We start from the raw sequence: 17,273 nt of genomic DNA, 5'->3' as shown, positions 1-17,273 counted from the left end.
GTGGTGTCGTCTCAGCTCTTGTTGGCGCCGAGGGTCAGACCGCTGACGAACTGCCGCTGGAGCGCGAAGTACACGACGAGTGTGGGGATCGCGGTGAGCAGAGCGCCGGCGGCGACCAGGTTGGGGTCCGTGAAGTACTGGCCGGAGAGGTTGTTCAGGGCCGAGGTGATGGGCATGTTCTCGCCGGTCGAGATCAGCACGAGGGCCCAGAAGAAGTCGTTGTAGATCCAGATCGACAGCAGGGTCGCGAGGGCCGCCATCGCGGGCTTGCACAGCGGCAGGGTGATCTGCCAGTACAGCCGCCACACCGAGGCTCCGTCCACGAGCGCGGCCTCGGTCAGCTCGTCCGGCAGGGAACGCATGTAGTTGCTCAGCACGAACGCGCAGAACCCGGACTGGAAGGCGACGTGGATCAGCACCAGGCCGAGCGCGGAGTCGTACAGCTTGCCGCTCTCCGTGATACCGGGCAGGTCGGTCAGCAGGTACAACCGGTACAGCGGGGTGATGATGACCTGCTGCGGAAGCAGGTTGCCCGCCGTGAAGACCAGCAGCAGCGCGAGGTTGAGGCGGAAGTCGAAGCGGCTGACGTAGAAGGCGACCATCGACGACAGGAACAGCGTGAGCAGCACGGCCGGCACCGCGATCAGCAGTGTGTTGACGAAGTAGTGCGTCATGTCCGACTGTTCGAACGCGTTCGTGAAGTTGTCGAGGTTCAGCGTGTCCGGCCAGGACACATAGCCCTTGTCGCTGGTCTCGCCGTACGGGCGCAGGGCCGAGAAGACCGCCCACAGCAGCGGGGCGAGCCAGGCCAGGGCGGTACCGGCGAGGAAGACGTGCAGGAGCACGCGGGCGGGGCGGACGGGCGCGCGCCGCTTGCGCGCGCCGGCCGCGAGGGTGGGGGCGCTCACGATCGCCGCTCCTTCCGGAAGGTGGCCACCAGATACGGGACGATCACGACGAGCGAGATGACCAGCAGGACCACGGCGATCGCGGAGCCGTAACCGATGCGGCTCGACTCGCCGATGATGTTGTTGGTCACCAGGATCGAGAGCAACTCGGTCCCCTGGGCACCCTTGTTGAAGACGAAGACCAGGTCGAAGGCGCGCAGGGCCTCGATGATGGTGACGACCAGCACGACCGTGTTGGTGGGGCGCAGCGTGGGGAAGATGACGTTCTTGAACGTCTGCCACTCGTTGGCGCCGTCCAGCGCGGAGGCCTCCCTGAGGGAGGGGTCGACGCCCTTGAGGCCGGCCAGGTACAGGATCATCATGTAGCCGGTGTGCCGCCAGGAGGCCGCGACGAGGACGGCCCACAGATTGAGGTCGGGGTCGCCGATCCAGTCGATGTAGTGGCCGGGCGTGTTGGCGCCGATGAGGCTGTTGATCAGGCCCGTGTCCGGGTTGTAGACGAGCTGCCAGACGAAGCCGATGCAGGCCATCGAGATGACGACCGGCAGGAAGAACGCGGTCTGGTAGACGCGGCTGAAGCGGATCCTCTTGTCGAGCTGGACGGCGAGGAAGAGGCCGAGTGGCGTCGGGATCAGGATGAGGACGACGAACCAGATGATGTTGTGCTGGACGGCGGGCCAGAACTGCGGGTTGTCGTTGAAGAGTTGCTCGAAGTTCTGGAGGCCGACCCATCTGATCGAGTCGAAGCCGATGCCGTCCCAGGTGGTGAAGGCGAGGGCGATGGAGGCGAGGGCGGTGACCCAGACCAGGGCCACGTGCAGGACCGTGGGCACGCCCGCCATGAGGGCGAGCGTGAACCGGTCACGGCGGGTCAGCAGGCGGCGCCTGCCGCGTGCGGCCCGCTTCGGCGCGGAGGCGGCGCCCGGAGGCGGCACGCTGGCCGCCTCCGGGGACTTCGTCGTGGTGTCGGTGGTCATGGTGTCGTTCACGAGGTCGCGAAGATCTGCTTCTTCTGGCGCTCGATCGACGCCAGCAGGCTGTCCACGCCCTTGGGGTTCTGGAGGAACTTCTGGAGTCCGGGCTGCATCACCGTCGAGGTGAAGTCCGGCCGGGAGTCCCGGTCCATGAACTGGGTCAGGGTCTTGGCGCCCCCGATCATGTCGAACGCCTTCTTCTGCAGCGCCGAGTACGCGGAGGTGTCGGCCTTGGCGGAGGCGGCCACCACGCTCGGGTCGCCCTTGAGGTAGAGCTCCTCGGCGGCCGGGCTGCCCATGTACTCCAGCAGCTTGAGGACGCCGGCGTGGTTCTTGGGAGCCTTGCTGACCATGAGGCCGTCGGTGGGCGCCTCCACGGTGTCCTGGCCGTACGCGGAGTTGATCTCCGGGAAGGGGAAGAAGTCGAGGTCGTCCAGGTCGTCCTTGTTGGTGAACTGCTGGGCCACGAAGGTGCCGAGGAGGTACATGCCGGCCTTCTTGGCCACGAGCGTCTGCGCGGCGTCCTGCCAGGTGCGGCCCATGAAGCCGTCTTGGTGGTAGGGCAGGAGCTCGGCCCAGTGGTCGAAGGCGGCCTTGACCTTGGCGTCGGTCCAGGAGGTCTTGCCCGCCATGAGCTGCACGTGGAAGTCGTAGCCGTTGAGACGGAAGTTGATCTGGTCGAAGGTGCCCATCGCGGGCCAGGCGTCCTTGTCGCCGAAGGCGATGGGGACCAGCTTGTCCTTCTTCATCTGCTTGCACAGGGCGATCAGTTCGTCCCAGGTGGTGGGGACCGTGTAGCCGTACTGCTGGAACACGCTCTTGCGGTAGAAGACGGCCCACGGGTACGTGGTCATCGGGACGAAGTAGTACTTGCCGTCCTCGCCCTTGCTGAGCTTCTTCATCGCCTCGGGGAAGTTGTCCCCGATCTTCGCCCACACGTCGTCGATCGGCGAGGCGAGCTTCTTGGCCGCGAAGAACTGCATCCGGTACCCGGCGAACCAGTTGAACACGTCGTCGGGCGTGCCCTGCAGATACGAGTTGATCTGCTCCTGGAAGGTGTTGTGGTCCTTCGTGTTCACGTCGACCGTGATGCCGGACTGCTTCTTGAAGTCCGCGTAGACGTCGGCGAAAGCCTTCTTCGGCACGGCGTCGGACGCGTTGGAGCCGACGGTGACCGTCTTGGGGTCCGACGCCGTGCCGCTGCCGCCGCAGGCGCTCAGCAGGGGTACGCCCGCGCCGAGGGCGACCGCGCCGCCGATTCCACGGATGAGGGTGCGACGACTGGGCGTTGGGGCGGACAGACCCGAGAGGGGAAGGTGCATGACGGCTCCTGAGGGCAGGGTTCGGTCAGGCTGGACGGCGGGGAGGCCGGAAATCGATCAGAAACCAACTCGACCGAACAACGTGGCCGTAATGACAGCCTCATGTCGTCACGGCGTCAAGACCTCGCACTCGCCTTGCCCGAAACGTGACCGACACGTCACGGACTACCCTCATGAGACCAGGAAAAGACTCGCGCGCGACCGGCACGCCCGTCGAGCCCATCGACCTCGCCCGGTCCGCGAACCCGCGCACGACGGGGCACACGCCTCCATCAACGATGTCGGCTTTCACGACACAGCCGCTCAAAAACAAACAGTTGCTGGTTGAATTTGTTTACAGGCAGCACAAATCGGCGAGCGGGTCATTCCCTGCCGAATGCGGCAGACTGATGGCATGTCATGGGGCTGCGGGCCCTCGGTCGGCGTTCGTCCGCCACTCAGTCTCGCGCAACGTAATCGATTACGCTACGGTCCCTCGACTATCGATCCGGCAAAAGGCGTGCGGGGAACAGGCGCGCCGGGGGCGGCGGTTCACGGCTGCCGTACGGCCGCGCGGCCGAGGAGGCCGCGGCCGTCAGACCGACGCGCGCGCCACGAACGTCGTGGCGACCCGCACGGTCCTTCGCGCCGTCCGGCCGTCGATCTGCTCCAGAAGGAGCCCGGCCGCGACGCGGCCCACCTCGCGCGCCGGATAGCGGATGGTCGTCAACCGCGGCCGGACCAGCGAGGCGAACTCGATGTCGTCGTGCCCCACGAGCGACACATCCCCGGGAATGTCGAGCCCCAGGCGCTCGGCCGTGTCCATCGCGCCGACCGCCGTGATGTCGTTGCCGCACAGCACCGCCTCGGGCCGGAGCCGCGCGCGCATCAGCCGTTCGAAGCCCTCCGCCCCCGCCTCGCGCGTGTGCTCACCGTGGACGACGTGCTCCCGGGCGATGCGCAGCCCCGCCTCGGCCGCGTGCTCCCGTACGCGTTCCAGGCGCGGATCACCGCCGGCGGCATCCAGCGGCCCGGCGATCACACCGATGCGCCGCCGGCCGGTGGCCGCCACGTGCGCCAGCGCCGCACGGACCGCGTCGTCGGCGTCGGGAGTCACCAGATCGACGTCACCGAACGAGACGTCGGCGCTGACCACCGCCGGGATCCCGGCGGCGCGCAGGACGTCGAAGGCGTCGGTGGCGAGCCGGAACGGTGTCATCACCACACCGGCGAACCTCTGATACACCGCTTCGTGCAGCAGCGCCTCCTCCTCGTCCCGCCGCGCTCCCGTACTGCTGACCAGCACGTGGTAGCCCCGGCCGCGCAGCTCGTCCTGGATCGAGCGGGCGAGCAGCGCGTAGAAGGGGTTCGCGATGTCCGGTACGACGAGGGCGACCATGGTGGACTTGCCCGTACGAAGGCTCCGGGCAACGGGGTTGAGGGTGAAGCCGAGCTGCTCGATGGCCGATTCGACCGCTTTGCGCGTTTCCTCCGTGACCGGCCGTTTTCCGCTCAGCACATACGAGACGGTGGCGGACGAGACTCCCGCGGCTCGCGCCACGTCACTCATGGTCACCCGCTGCCGCATCCGCGTCCGCCCCTTCTCCGACCGCAACCCTACCGGCGCCCGCCGGCCGGCGAGCTCCGGCCGTTCACGCCCCGGTTCGCGTCCTCGCAGGTCCGCACCCTCGGCCGGCCGGACGCCCACCGCCACCGCACCCCGGCGCGCACATCGCGACCCCGGCGGCGCGGGCCGCCCCGGCAGGCCGCTCTCGTACCCACGGCCCGCTCGAATTCTTCGCGATGACCCCAATACGGTCAATCGTCAACGAAATTCGCATAGTCACCCGATGGCGGAGGTCTGTGATCTCAAGGGGCCTCGCCTCCCGGCTCTTGGCCAAAGGTGACCATACTGGGAGGGCACACCTCACCCCACCAGCAAAGTGACTCATGCCGAAGTCCTCAGAGCGTCTCACCGCCCCGGAAACGGTCTGGCTGGCCGCCGGGCGCCATACCGGTCCCGCCCCGCAGACGGCTCTCCGGGAGCACCTGCGGGAACTGAAGAACAGTGAAAGGATCCAGGACTTCCTGGAGAAGGAGAACGACACGACGCCGGACGGGCACGTCTTCGAGGCGCGCTGGTTCGTCGACCGCGATGTGACCGTGCGGGCGCGGCTCACCACCGACGGACGTGCGCAGGTGGACGGCGAACGGCGCTGGACACTCGCGGCCGAGGCGGAGCGTCCCTGGGACCCCGGGTGGCCCTCCCCCGCCGCCCTGCTCTGGCCCGAGCGCAGCGACCTCTCCTGGGACCGTGACGCCGCGGCCGGACTGCTGCTCCAGGACATCAACCCGCTGCCGAAGGACGACGCCGCGCTGCGCCGCCTGCTCAAGGACATCGCGCGGCACAGCTGGAGCATCAACGTCGTCGTGCACGAGGCCATGACCCCCGACGCCGAGGGCCGCCTCCCGCTGGTCCGGCTGCTGCCGCCCGCGCTGCGGCATCGCGTGGTGGAACACCGGGCCACGCCCGAGCAGTTCCACGCCGCCAACTGGGCGCTCGGCGACCTCGGGACGTCCGTTCCGCGTGGCGGCGCCGTCATCCTGTCCGGCACCCCCGCCCGGACCGGGTTCGACGAGCAGGCGTTCAGGGTGCGCAGCGTCTTCCTCGACGGCTCCGAACCGACGGAACTCCTCGACAAGGTCGTGCAGTTCGCGGCGCTTCCCTGGCCGCTGCCGGACGACGCGGCGGCGGCCTTCACGGCGCTGCGCGAGGAATGGAGTCTGCTGACCCTCGAAGAGGAACTCACGCACGCACGCGCTCTGGTGGCCTCGTACTCCGAGGCCCTCGACGCGATGACGAAGTCGCGCGACCTGTACCGCGAGGCGACCGAGCTCGCGCACGCGGCGCTCTCCGACATGGCCGAGTACCGCGACGCCGCGTCCGCCGTGCGGGGTTCCGCTCAGGGGCAGGACAAGCACCCGCTGGCGAAGACGCTTCAGCGCGTCACGGACTCGCTGCTGCCCCGACGGGCACAACGCGTCGACGCCCACCTCCAGGAGGCGCGTGAGAGCGAGCGGCGGGCCCGCGAGGCTTCCGAGTGACCCGGGGGCGCCGGGGGGTCTTCTGCGTCCAGGGAGAGCGGCGGAGACCCCACGACGGGCCTGTGCCGCTGCGGGTGGCTGCTCGTCCTGGCGTGCTGGGGGCGGGGCGGGCTGCAGCGTTTCACGTTGCACTTCCTCGCTGCGAGCTTGCTTGAGGGCACGCCAAGCGTCTCTGGCACGCCCTGCGGAAGCGAACACGTCGGGGAGCTGATCGAGGAAGCCGCGAAGGGCGAAGAGGAGCATCGACAGCACGCCCGAGAAGGCAAGGATGGCGAGCGTCACGGCCGCGTCCAACGGTTTCGGTACCTTTCAGATCAGATGACCGAGCCGGGTCTCTTGCTCAGGGCATCTCGGTGGTCCTGCGGTGTGCTGCCGCCTTGCGTGCGATCGAAACATTTCCCTCGAAGCGACTGCGGCGTCCATCGGAAGTGGATCAAGTTGTAGCGGCGAGCTCGACGAGGTGACGGGCTGTGCCGGCAGGGTCGATGATCTGATGAAGGTGTGCGCCGGGCAGATGTGCCACACGCCAGCCGCGTTCGCCCGCCTGGTCGGCGAGGTCGTCATACGGAGGGCCGAACAGCAGGTAGGAGCAGGGGTGGTCGTCCCAGCCGTCGGGGACCGGGATGTGCTGCTCGTAGTAGGACAGCGGCAGGGCGGGCTGCTCCTCGATGACTGTCTGTCGCATCGTCGGATCGGTGAACATGGGTGCGACGTCTGCCTCGTCCCACCAGTCGGTCCAGCGTGGCAGCCTGCCGTTCACGGCCATCGGTCGGAGGAACTCCAGCAAGTCGGTTGTGGCGACAGGGGTCGGTCCGGTCCGGGCCGGCAGCGCGGCATCGACGAAGACGGAGCTGGTCACCGGATGGTCGAGGCCCGAGCGGATCGCCGGGAGAAACAGGCCCGCGTTGCTGTGTGCCACCAACGTGACAGGACTGTCGGCCGGAAGCTGCCGGAGGTCGTCGCGGACGGCGTCGACGATGCGGGGCCAGAAGGGCGGAGCGCCGGTTCCTATGTGCAGCAGGGACGGTACCCGTACCTGGTGTCCGGCCGTCGTCAGGTGTTCGGCCACTGGGTGCCAGGTCGAGGGGCCTACGGACGGACTGTGCACGAGCACGAAGATCGGCTGCATGTGACGATCCTGTCGCTCATGCCGTCGGAGGCGAGACAGACTTGGCTGACAGCAGAACGCTTCGCTTCGAAGACAGATCCATTGGCGACGGAGTCGTTCCCGCCTATCGCGGCCCCGACGGTTCGGCCGACCGGTTCGGCGGAGCCTCGGCATTCTTTGCGGCGGCTGCCGCGACGGTTGCCAGGTCTTCGCCCGAGAAGCCGGCGCGGCTCAGCACTGCCAGGGATTTGTTCGTCGCCAGCGTGCACAACGCCAGCTCTGCCGCCTCCTGCTCGCCGGCCCCCGCCGCCAGCAACGCCTGCTCCAGCATCGCCCGCAAACCGTCGATCATGGCGCGGACCGTCGCCCGTCCCTCCGCGTCAAGCGCCGGGAACTGCGTTGCCGACACCGTGAGCAGGCAGCCATCCGGGACCGTCGGGTCGGCGATGCGGTTCAGGGCGACCTGCAGGAAGGCGGCCACAACGGCGCTCGGGCTCGGGCGGGGGCCGGACAGCGCCTGCTCGTACAGCGGGTGGTAGGTCTGCGCGTACCGTTGGAGGCTTTTGCGGAAGAGGGCGCTCTTGTCGCCGAAGGTGCCGTAGAGCGAGCCCCGGCCCAGGCCCGTGCCCTCGGTCAGGCGATCGATCGAGGCCTCCGAATAACCCCAGCGCCAGAAGACGTGCATCGCACGTCGTAGCGCCTCGTCCACGTCGAATTGCTTGCGGCCTGCCATGGTCCGTCAGTCTACACATCTTGTACCGATCGTTCAAAGATGGGTATGGTCACCGGCATGACAAGCTTGCGTTCGCTGCGACTGCCTGACGGATTCCTTGACGTCTTCACCAGCCGGCTCGTGGAGGTGAACGGACTGCGGCTGCACGCGGTCACCGGTGGGGACGGCCCGGCGCTGCTGCTGATCGGCGGGTGGCCCCAGACCTGGTACGCCTGGCGGGAGGTGATGCCCGCGCTCGCCCGCCGGCACACCGTCGTCGCCGTCGACTCGCGCGGGGCCGGGCTCTCCGACAAGCCCGACGACGGGTACGACGCCGGCACGCTGGCCGCCGATCTGGTCGCGTTGATGGCCGCGCTCGGGCACGACCGGTTCGACGTGGTCGGCCACGACATCGGTACGTGGACCGGATACGCCCTCGCCGCCGATCACCCCGAGCGGGTGGGCCGGCTCGCCGTCCTCGAAGCGGTGATCCCCGGTCTCACGCCGTCCCCGCCGTTCTTCGGCCCGGCTGCGGTCAACCTGAAGCTCTGGCAGTTCGGCTTCAACCGGCTCACCGACCTCAACGAGGAACTGGTCCGGGGACGGGAGCGGCTCTTCTTCGGCTGGCAGTTCGCCACCAAGGCCGCCACGCCGACCGCGATACCCGCGTACGCCGTCGACGTCTACGTCGACGCGATCACCGCGGATCCTCGCGCGCTGCGGGCGAGCTTCGCGTACTACCGGGCGCTGGACGAGACGATCGCGCAGAACGAGCAGCGCGGCAGGACCCGGCTGACGCTGCCGGTGCTCGCCCTCGGCGGCGCGCTGTGGAGCGGCGCGAATGCCGCCCAGACGATGCGGCTGGCGGCCGACGACGTCACGGGGGTCGTCCTCGACGACTGCGGCCATTACCCGGCCGAGGAGCAGCCGACGCGGTTTGTCGAGATCCTGGAGGACTTCCTCGCGGCCAACCGGTAGCAGGCACGCCGCACAGAGGAACTGGAGCAGCTCCAGGCAATGCGCCACGAGGCCACCGCGTGTCTTGAGGAGACCGGGGCCGCCGAGCGCCGCGCCGAAGACCTTGCCGCCCTGGCCACCGTCGCCCGTGAGCATCTGGCTGCCATGGACCCCCGCGCGCCAGGCCGAGGTACTGGCGCTGCTGGACGTGCGGGCACCATCACCGGGGCCGTGCCCAAACCGCTTGTCGGCGTGGCGTGCTCGATGGCTGAGTGGTTCAAGGTGAGCGGTCGGCTCGTGCCGGACGAGTTGACTGATGCGGCCTGGGCGTCGGTCGAGCCGATCATCAAGGCGTGGGAGCCCCCGACCACCGCTTGCGCCCGGGGCGCGTGATGCTCGATACGTTGTTCTACAAGGCACGTGCAGCAAGAAGCGGTGCCCGCCGGAACAGGAATCCCCGCGCCCGTCACCTGGCCCTCGTGGCGCGGGCCCCGGCCCGGGTCACGTCAGGCGCCGCGCCAGATGTTGGCGAAGGCCGCGTTCTCGATGGCCCGGCGCTGGCGGACGGCTTCCAGTTCCATCACCGCGTCGTGCACGGCGACCAGGACGGTCGTCACCGCCTCGTCCTCGACCGTCGAGCTGTCGTCGCTCTCCTCGGCGGGGATTCCGACCACGTCGGCGAGCGCGGCGAGGACGGGCTCGTCCGCCGCCCAGCGATGCATGGCCCGGCTGCGGGCCGGTGAGTCCACCAGCTCCATGCGGTCGGGGCCGAAGGGCAGTCGGCCCCGCCGTTGCCGGGTGAGCTGGCCCGCCTGTTCGAGGTCGGCCTGATAGGCCTTGGCCAGATCGCGGCCTCTGCGCCAGAGCCAGTCCTCGACCCGCTCGTACGGGACCTGCCGCACGAGCGAGGACGCCGCCTCGCCCAGAAGACGGTCGTCCGTCGCGGGCTGCCTCGCCGGAGTCATCCGGTCACCGTCCAGCGTGATGACCTCATCCGCGAGAAGGTCGATCACCTCGGCTCCGGCGAGGGCGAGCGACAGATCGCCCTGCCCGACACTGCGTTCCGGCTCCTTGTCCATCGTGATGATGAACAAGTCCCTGGCCGTGGTCACGAACGGCTCCCTTCGGAGTACTTCGCCCGGCGCGACCCTCACGCATCGGATCCAGCGTGTCCACCGCACCACCCTCCGCGGGCGATCCGTCGTCCGCGGAGGAAGGGCACGTCACGATCGTGATCGTAACTCCCGGCACACATCACGCGCGGCCGGTCCGGCCGACGCGCGGTGCGTCCGCCGGACCGGTTGCCCTCGGCCTGACACACCGTCAGCCCTGGCGGGCCTTCAGGCGCGGGTTCTTCTTGTTCACGACGAAGACCACACCGCGCCTGCGGACCACCTGGGCCCCGGGCTTGGACTTCAGTGAGCGCAAGGACGCTCGTACCTTCATGGTTCTGTCCTCCTTCTGCCGAACTCGGCGCGCTCCGGCGGTCAGTGCCAGTTCGACGCCGTACGGCCGTAGCGGCGCTCGAAGCGCTCCACCCGGCCGGCGGTGTCCAGGACCCGTGAGGTCCCGGTGTAGAACGGGTGGCTCGCCGACGAGATCTCCACGTCGACGACCGGATGGACGGCCCCGTCCTCCCACTCGATCGTCCGGGCGGAGTGCGCGGTGGATCGCGTCAGGAACGCGACACCGGCGGCACGGTCCCGGAAGACGACGGGACGGGATTCGGGGTGGATGTGGGGCCTCATGGGGTTCCCTCCTCGCTTACGGCAGGTTCGTCTGCGGATACGACGGTGACGCGACGAGTGCACCCGCCGGGTACGCCCGTCGTGAGGTCAGCGCTCCTCGCGGAACGTGACGTGCCGGCCCGCCAGCGGGTCGTACTTGCGCAGGACCAGCCGGTCGGGGTCGTTTCCTCGGTTCTTGCGCGTCACATACGTGGCGCCGGTACCGGCCGTCGACCTCAGCGTGACGACGGGGCGCGCGCTGCTGCGTGCCATGAGGCTCTCCTTCGTCCACCACACACGAGCCTTGACTCGCGCATGCCAATCAGTTACGTGAGCTGTAACAGCGCACCCGGTGCCGGCATTCCCGGACCCCGGACACAGCCGGAGGCCGTCACCGCGCCGAGGGCCGCGTCGACGTGACCGGCCCCGCCCGTTCCACAGGTCCGGGCCGGGTCCGTTCCCTAGGCCCGGCCCCGGCAGGCGGCGCCGTTCACCGCCCACAGGGCCCTGACCGGCACGGCACGGCTCCGGCAGCCTGTGGACGGCTTCGCAGGCACACCCCCTCAGCGACCCCCGTCGCGGGCCACCCCCTGGTCGTGGCGCACCCCTTTCTTGCGGCCCACCCCCTGGTCGTGGCCACCCTCCGGCACGGTTGTGACAGCGCGCCGGTGACGGTCAGGTCAGGAGGGCTTCGTCGCGGTGACGGCGGTGACCGTCACCTTGTTGTCGCACTCGGCCAGCACGCCGTCTTCGAGGGCGAGCTGGTGCGCTCCGCTGGAGGGGAGACCCACCACCAGGGTCGGGTAGGTGACCGGAGTCGTCCCGGACACGCAGTAGCCGTCGGCCTCGCCCTGCACCTGGACGAACGTCATCTTGAGCCAGGCCTTCGCGGCGGGTGCGAGCGTCACCTTGGACGAGGAGCCCGTCCGGGTCACGGTCAGCGGGTGGTTCTTCTCGGGGGAGCCGTTCGCCGCCCCCGCCACGGTCGGATACCCCTCGAGGGCGCACGTCGCTCCGGACATGTTGGTGAACTCGACGATCGCGGCGCCGGTTCCGGTGCCCGGGGGCCGTACGTCGGCCTGGTACATGAACGCCTTCAAGGACTCCGCCGCGCACGTCTTGGTCTTCGTCGCCGGTTTCGCGGTGGCGGTGGCGGGGACCGATGCCGGGGCCTTGGACGTGGAGTCGCCCGCGGGTTCGGCCGAGGCTCCCGTCCCGCCGGACGGCGCGGTGGGAGTCGGGGAGCCGGAGGACGAGGCCGTCGGCTTCTTCGCCGTGCCCGAGGGCGAGGCGGCGGAACCCGCGCTGTCCGGGCCCGGCTGGCACGCGGTCATGAGAAGGGTGGCCGCCGACATGGTCGCCATGGCCAGTGCGGCCCCGCGGACCCGCGACCCGAAGTGCATCCCGTACAGCATGAAGTCCCCCGATGGCGATGTTCAGGTGCCGGACGTTCACCGGCACTCGTCGCTGTAGATCGCGGGACGGCCTCCGTGGTTCACGCGCGTACAGGCCTGTGACACGACGGTGACGCCCCGGGTACCGATCACCGGGGCCGCTCGCTCGGACCGGACCGCTCGTCGTTTCCCAAGGTCAGCGACAGGCGCTGCGCGGTGGTCGACGTGGAGGTGAACTCCCGGCAGGCGACCACGGCCCGCGTGACCCCGGTCGCGGCCCTGATGAGGTCCAGCCGGACCGTCGGGCCCGCGCCGGTGACGAGACGGGCCTCCGTCCATGTCGTGGTCGCGCTGACGTCCGTGCGCCGGGTGCGCTTCCCGGTCAGCAGGCGTGTCGTGGCGTCGACGGACGTGGTGCGCAGGACCGGGACCTCGGCCAGGTCGGCCGCCAGCGTGCCGTCGTCGCGCAGTGTCCAGCGGGCCCCGCGCAGGCGGGCGGCCACCTCCTGGGCCTGGGAGCGGGTGCCCGAGAGGGGATCGGCGGATGTGACACCGAGCGTGCGGAAGGTGCGTGGTCCCCGCGCGTGATCCGGGTCGCCGCCGGACGACGACGGCTTCCCGGGCGTGAAGGTCGGGAGCCCCGGCGGACGGCTCGGATCACGCGGTGCGGCACGGCTGCGGCACGCCGTCGTCGTCGCCCCGGCGCCGGCCCCGGTGCCGGCGCCGGCATCGTTCTCGGCTCCGGTTCCGCCACCGATGCCGGTTCCAGTTCCGGTTCCACCAGCACCCGGTACCCGCGTGGCCGGGGCGGTCGGCCCCGCCGGTTCATCGGCGAAGACTCCGCCCGCCGGGCGGGAGGCGAGGGGCAGCAGCCCGAGGAGCAGCAGGACCGCCGGGAGGAGGACGGCTGCCGCGTACACCACCGCTGACCGGGCCGGCGCGGGCCTGACCAGCTCGGGCCTGACCGTCGCTGGCCGGGCCAACGCGGGCCGAGCCGATACGGGCCGAACCCTCCCCGACCGGTCCCCCCGTGCCCGGCGCACTCGTGTCGCCGACGGCCAGACCAGTGCGACGGCGAGCGTCGCCCACCAGGCGGGCTGCCCGGCCAGCGACTCATGGGCCAGCGCGAGGACCTGGCGGGCGGCCCGGTCACCGGACGCGCCCAGCAGCACGTACGCGGGAAACGCCCCCAGCGTCGTCAGCAGAAGCTGGGCCAACAGCGCCAGCGGCCACAGCAGCGTCGGCAGGAGCCGGCCCCGGGTGGTCTCCGCTCGCGACACACACCAGACGCGCATCCTGACGGGCGGGTGGTAGAGCCGTGCGAGGCCGCCGCGATCGCCCTTCTCCAGGCTGCGCAGGGCGCGTACGACGGTGTCGGCGCCCGCGGCCCCAGCCGCGAAGCGGTCCGCGGCGAGCTCCGCGGACCACAACGCCGCCACCACGAGGAGCAGCACCTTCGGCACGCTCTGGAGGACCAGCACGACCTCGGCGAGTGTCAGGACCACGGTCGCGTTGCCCGTGACGAACAGCAGCGTGACCGGCAGGACGACGAAGCCCGCGAGGACGTACGGCCAGACCCGGACCAGGGCGGTGAGGGGGCTGCCGAGCCCGGTGACGTGCTGCTCGCCCCGGCGCAGATGGCCGAGTTCGTGCAGGAGCACCGCTCGGGCCGCCTCGATGTCCGTGTGCCACAGATGGACGAGCGGGGCGAAGACCCCGATCCGAGTGGCACGCCGACCGCCGGGGTAGACGCGGGCGGAGAGGCCGTCCAGAGTGCTCAGGCGCAGCCGGGTACCCGGGGCGTGCGCGTGGACGAACTCCGTCATCGCGGCGGCGAAGTGCGGCTCGGCACTCCCGTCCCGGCTCCCGGGTACCACCGCCGGAGGCACCATCAGCGGGTCGTCGGGGGCCAGGAGCCCGTAACGGCGCTCGACGCGACGGCAGCGTGCCCGTGGGGCGAGGAGCGCGAGGACCGCGGCGAGCAGGAAGAACTGGGGCAGGAGCTGGACCAGGCTGAGCACCGCGGTGACGAAGCGGCCGCGTCCGGCCTCACCGAACCGGCCGAGATCGGTGCCCACACCGAGGGCGTGCCCGATCAGCGCGGGAAGCTGGGCGAGGAAGAGCGCCAGGGTCAGCCACAGCCAGGGCGGCGGCCCCCACGACCGGGCGGGTCCGCGCGGCGGCGGCCTCGTCATGACGCCGTACCGGATCGGCCCGCGCGCCGGGACGATCGGCGGATCCGTGCGGCCGACGGCGTACTCATCCCTGGTTCGTCCCCTCCGGACCGGGCGGCGGCCCGTGGGGTGTCGTACGGGGGCGGCCCGCGCGGAGGAGCAGGCCCGACGCCGCCGAACCCAGTCGGCGCAGCTTCCCGCACCGGGCGCCCGGGCCACGCAGCGGCGGGGGCGCCTCGTCGCCGACCAGTGCGTCGAGGAAGGCCGCGGCTTCCTCCGGATCGTCCTCGGTGACCAGCCGGGCGATGAGCCGTGCCGTCAGTTCGTCGGCTTCGGCCGGGGCCAGCCCCCGGGCCCGGAGCCGCCCGCTCATGCGCAGGGCGGCCCGTACGACGTCGACGGTGGGAGCGTCCGAACCGGGGGCCGCGCCGCCCGAGGGAGCGGCCGTTCCCGGCAAGGCCCCGGGTCTCGCTCCTGGCGACGCTGACGACAAGTCCTCGTCGCCGTCGGCCCCGCCGTCCCGGTCTCCCCCACCGCCCTCGTCGTCGCCTGGCACGGCCCGCGGCGATGGCGATGGCCCCGGCGACGACGGCGACGGCGGTGGCCCGGGTGACGGCGCTGGTGGCGGTCCGGTCGGCGCGCCGTCATCCGGTAAGGCCGTACCGTCGTCCTCCCCCGGTCGCCGGGTCGCGGCCTCGGCGCGCCGCTGGGCCCGTAACCCGACCAGCAGTCCTGTCGCGGACAGCAGGTTGTTCAACTCGGGGCTGCCCAGGGCCGACTTGAGGGACTCGGCGGCGTAGGCGAGCCCGTCCAGCACGGCGGGAAGGACGGCGACCGCTCCGCCGCCCATGCCTCCGGCCGCCTGACCGGGCGAGGAGAAGAGGTTACGGCGGGGAGCGCCGCCCGCGGCGTACGCGCGAGCGGTCTGCGCCGCGAACCCGCTCTCCTTGGGAGCGGCCCGTTCGGCGATCCGTATGCTCCAGGTGTCGAGCCGGTCCGGTGTCGTCATCCGGCCTCCCCCGGTGCGGTCGCCCCGCTTTCCCGCCGTCCCGTCACGGCCGTCCACGGGAAGGGGGCCGACAAGGGTGTCACGAGGCCGTGCCGTCGAAGGTGAACTTGAACGCGACCACGCCGTCGGTGGTGCTTCCCTCGGCGGCGAGGGACGCCCCGGAGCTGTCGAGGCGGCCCGTGAACGTCGTGCCGGCGGCCAGCGCGTGCGGGAAGCCGCCGGGCATCTGACCGAGGTCGGAGCGGCAGGCGACGAGCAGGCCGGGCCAGTTGAGCAGGTTCGGGACGACGGCTTCCCGGTCGTGCGGATCCGTGAGCCGTGCGTCGAGCTCGCCGTCGGACCAGTCGATGTTCCAGTACGTCAGCAGGAGGTTCGGATCCCGGTAGTTGCCCGCCAGGTCCTGGCTCGAGACCGTGCTGACCACCGACGACTGGAAGGACACCGCGCCCGCCTGGGAGGCGTAGCCCGCCGCGAACAGCATCGAGAACGGGTTGCTCTCGGTCTGGTCGCCGCCGGACTCCGGCCGGCCCAGGTTGAGGGTGCTGTTCATCGAGTAGGTCTGGCTGCCCGCCAGGCGCCGGGACCCGTCGGTGGAGCAGTAGTCGTAGACGTCGACCGTGATGCTCGCGCTGCCGCTGTACGCCTTGCCCCACAGGGCCGACGCCTCCGAACCGCCGGCCGACACCGGTTCCTGGGAAGCGGCCGTCGTGGCCTCCTCCGTGGTCGGTGTCTCCGTCGGCGTCGCCGCCTCGCTCGTCGAGGGCGTCGCCTCGGGCGTGGACGCGGCGGCGGACGACGGCGCCGCGGATGCCAACGTGTCGGCGGACGCCGTCGAGGCGTCGGCCGTCGCCGTACCGTCGTTCCCGCATCCGGCCAGGGACGCGCACAGGAGCCCCGCGCAGACCGTCGCGACCACCCGGACCCGGACAGTTGTGGGCACTCTTCGAACCCGCGTCATGGCAGCCATGACACTCCCCTCCCCGCACCGGGCCACCCCCCACGAGCGCCCGGACATGCGGGACATTACGCCGCGCGGGCATGTCATCAACCGCCACGAAGTCCTTCGTTACCGTTTCGTGCCTGGCCACAGATTCGCGCCAGGCGACCCGCGTGGGACCTCCGTCGAGGCCGCTGGTGCACCATGGGCGGCGAAACGGGCCGGCCCGACCGGTCCGTTGCTCCGAGCTGAGGAGTGGTGATGGGCGGAGACCGGGGCCGGGTCCTCGTCGTCGACGACGACGCGGCGATACGACGGTCACTCGAACGCGGACTGCGGCTGGGCGGATTCACCGTGGACCTCGCCGACGGCGGCCGGCCCGCGCTGGACCTGGCCCGGCGGACGCCGCCGGACGCGATCGTGCTGGACATCTCCATGCCCGGTCTCAGCGGGATCGACGTGTGCCGGACGCTGCGCGAGGAGGACAACGACGTACCCGTCCTGATGCTCTCCGCGCTCGACGAGACCGCCGACCGGATCGCGGGGCTCCAGGCCGGCGGGGACGACTACCTGGTGAAGCCGTTCGCCCTCCAGGAGTTGGTGCTCAGGCTCCAGGCACTGCTGCGGCGCCGGCCGCCGAGGGACACCGACACCGTACGGGTGGGCGGACTGTCCCTGGACCCGACAGCCCGCACGGTCAGCCTGGACGGACGGCAACTGGAGCTCACCCGGCGGGAGTTCGAGCTGCTGCACGTCCTGGCGCGCAACGCGGGCATCGTGCTCAGCAGGGATCAGCTCCTCGACCGGGTCTGGGGGTACGACTTCGATGTGCGCACCGACGCGGTGGACACGTTCGTGAGCTATCTGCGCCGCAAGCTGGAGGCACCGGACCGGGCCCGGATCATCCACACCGTCCGGGGCGTGGGGTTCGTACTGCGCGACGACGGGCCGGAGGCCGGACGTTGAG

19 protein-coding genes are annotated in these 17,273 nt (G+C 70.6%); 5 read left to right on the top strand and 14 right to left on the bottom strand.

Annotated elements, in window-relative coordinates; genetic code table 11:
- Positions 1-11 precede the first annotated feature (11 nt).
- The 4 genes from OG410_RS37825 to OG410_RS37810 form a co-directional block, all read right to left on the bottom strand.
- Entirely contained in the window at positions 12-908 is an 897-nt protein-coding gene (locus OG410_RS37825; RefSeq protein ID WP_329303280.1) for a carbohydrate ABC transporter permease, read from the bottom strand.
- The gene (locus OG410_RS37820; protein WP_329304418.1) at positions 905-1,885 is read right to left on the bottom strand and encodes a carbohydrate ABC transporter permease; all 981 of its coding nucleotides are present in this window, start codon (positions 1,883-1,885) and stop codon (positions 905-907) included. Before OG410_RS37820 ends, OG410_RS37825 begins: the two co-directional genes overlap by 4 nt.
- An 8-nt stretch (positions 1,886-1,893) precedes the next feature.
- The gene (locus OG410_RS37815) at positions 1,894-3,204 is read right to left on the bottom strand and encodes an ABC transporter substrate-binding protein (RefSeq protein WP_329303279.1); all 1,311 of its coding nucleotides are present in this window, start codon (positions 3,202-3,204) and stop codon (positions 1,894-1,896) included.
- Positions 3,205-3,778: 574 nt separating this feature from the next.
- Positions 3,779-4,753, bottom strand: a complete 975-nt coding sequence (locus OG410_RS37810) for a LacI family DNA-binding transcriptional regulator (RefSeq protein ID WP_329304416.1) — start codon at positions 4,751-4,753, stop codon at positions 3,779-3,781.
- A 380-nt stretch (positions 4,754-5,133) separates the two neighbouring features.
- On the opposite strand from OG410_RS37810, the gene OG410_RS37805 reads away from it, so the two are divergent.
- Complete coding sequence (locus tag OG410_RS37805; RefSeq protein ID WP_329303278.1) at positions 5,134-6,288, top strand: hypothetical protein; 1,155 nt, start codon at positions 5,134-5,136, stop codon at positions 6,286-6,288.
- Positions 6,289-6,721: 433 nt separating this feature from the next.
- Here the strand turns inward: OG410_RS37805 and OG410_RS37800 are convergent, their stop codons facing one another.
- Both OG410_RS37800 and OG410_RS37795 read right to left on the bottom strand, forming a co-directional pair.
- Complete coding sequence (locus tag OG410_RS37800; RefSeq protein WP_329303277.1) at positions 6,722-7,417, bottom strand: alpha/beta hydrolase; 696 nt, start codon at positions 7,415-7,417, stop codon at positions 6,722-6,724.
- Between the two features lie 103 nt (positions 7,418-7,520).
- Positions 7,521-8,129 (bottom strand): TetR/AcrR family transcriptional regulator, encoded by a 609-nt coding sequence (locus OG410_RS37795; RefSeq protein WP_329303276.1) that lies wholly within the window; start codon positions 8,127-8,129, stop codon positions 7,521-7,523.
- A gap of 57 nt (positions 8,130-8,186) precedes the next feature.
- Here OG410_RS37795 and OG410_RS37790 point away from each other — a divergent pair, with 57 nt between their 5' ends.
- Positions 8,187-9,086 carry an alpha/beta fold hydrolase gene (locus OG410_RS37790; RefSeq protein ID WP_329303275.1) on the top strand — a complete coding sequence of 300 codons (900 nt, stop codon included), beginning with the start codon at positions 8,187-8,189 and terminating at the stop codon, positions 9,084-9,086.
- Between the two features lie 39 nt (positions 9,087-9,125).
- Positions 9,126-9,458: a hypothetical protein gene (locus OG410_RS37785; RefSeq protein WP_329303274.1), complete on the top strand. Its 333-nt coding sequence runs from the start codon at positions 9,126-9,128 to the stop codon at positions 9,456-9,458.
- A gap of 113 nt (positions 9,459-9,571) precedes the next feature.
- Here the strand turns inward: OG410_RS37785 and OG410_RS37780 are convergent, their stop codons facing one another.
- The 5 genes from OG410_RS37780 to OG410_RS37760 form a co-directional block, all read right to left on the bottom strand.
- Complete coding sequence (locus OG410_RS37780) at positions 9,572-10,177, bottom strand: GOLPH3/VPS74 family protein (RefSeq protein WP_329303273.1); 606 nt, start codon at positions 10,175-10,177, stop codon at positions 9,572-9,574.
- A 211-nt stretch (positions 10,178-10,388) separates the two neighbouring features.
- Positions 10,389-10,511, bottom strand: coding sequence for a type B 50S ribosomal protein L36 (ykgO, locus tag OG410_RS37775; protein ID WP_326783839.1), 123 nt, complete (start codon positions 10,509-10,511; stop codon positions 10,389-10,391).
- A gap of 41 nt (positions 10,512-10,552) precedes the next feature.
- Positions 10,553-10,813, bottom strand: a complete 261-nt coding sequence (locus OG410_RS37770) for a type B 50S ribosomal protein L31 (RefSeq protein ID WP_329303272.1) — start codon at positions 10,811-10,813, stop codon at positions 10,553-10,555.
- 87 nt (positions 10,814-10,900) lie between these two features.
- Positions 10,901-11,065: a 50S ribosomal protein L33 gene (gene rpmG, locus OG410_RS37765; RefSeq protein ID WP_329303271.1), complete on the bottom strand. Its 165-nt coding sequence runs from the start codon at positions 11,063-11,065 to the stop codon at positions 10,901-10,903.
- A gap of 407 nt (positions 11,066-11,472) precedes the next feature.
- Entirely contained in the window at positions 11,473-11,880 is a 408-nt protein-coding gene (locus OG410_RS37760; RefSeq protein WP_329303270.1) for a DUF4232 domain-containing protein, read from the bottom strand.
- Between OG410_RS37760 and OG410_RS37755 the strand changes: the two genes are divergently transcribed.
- Complete coding sequence (locus OG410_RS37755) at positions 11,879-12,265, top strand: hypothetical protein (protein ID WP_329303269.1); 387 nt, start codon at positions 11,879-11,881, stop codon at positions 12,263-12,265. The genes OG410_RS37760 and OG410_RS37755 overlap by 2 nt on opposite strands.
- 70 nt (positions 12,266-12,335) lie before the next feature.
- Here OG410_RS37755 and OG410_RS37750 read toward each other — a convergent pair whose 3' ends face one another.
- The 3 genes from OG410_RS37750 to OG410_RS37740 form a co-directional block, all read right to left on the bottom strand.
- The gene (locus tag OG410_RS37750; RefSeq protein WP_329303268.1) at positions 12,336-14,381 is read right to left on the bottom strand and encodes a hypothetical protein; all 2,046 of its coding nucleotides are present in this window, start codon (positions 14,379-14,381) and stop codon (positions 12,336-12,338) included.
- 64 nt (positions 14,382-14,445) lie between these two features.
- The gene (locus OG410_RS37745) at positions 14,446-15,369 is read right to left on the bottom strand and encodes a hypothetical protein (RefSeq protein WP_329303267.1); all 924 of its coding nucleotides are present in this window, start codon (positions 15,367-15,369) and stop codon (positions 14,446-14,448) included.
- 79 nt (positions 15,370-15,448) lie between these two features.
- A complete protein-coding gene (locus OG410_RS37740; protein ID WP_329303266.1) occupies positions 15,449-16,336 on the bottom strand; it encodes a hypothetical protein in 888 nt (295 codons plus the stop codon).
- Between the two features lie 231 nt (positions 16,337-16,567).
- On the opposite strand from OG410_RS37740, the gene OG410_RS37735 reads away from it, so the two are divergent.
- Entirely contained in the window at positions 16,568-17,272 is a 705-nt protein-coding gene (locus tag OG410_RS37735; protein WP_329303265.1) for a response regulator transcription factor, read from the top strand.
- Position 17,273: the final 1 nt, after the last annotated feature.

Origin of the sequence: Streptomyces sp. NBC_00659 (assembly GCF_036226925.1) — a bacterium.
Classification (GTDB): Bacteria; Actinomycetota; Actinomycetes; order Streptomycetales; family Streptomycetaceae; genus Streptomyces.
This window is presented reverse-complemented; position numbering and strand designations above follow the sequence as displayed.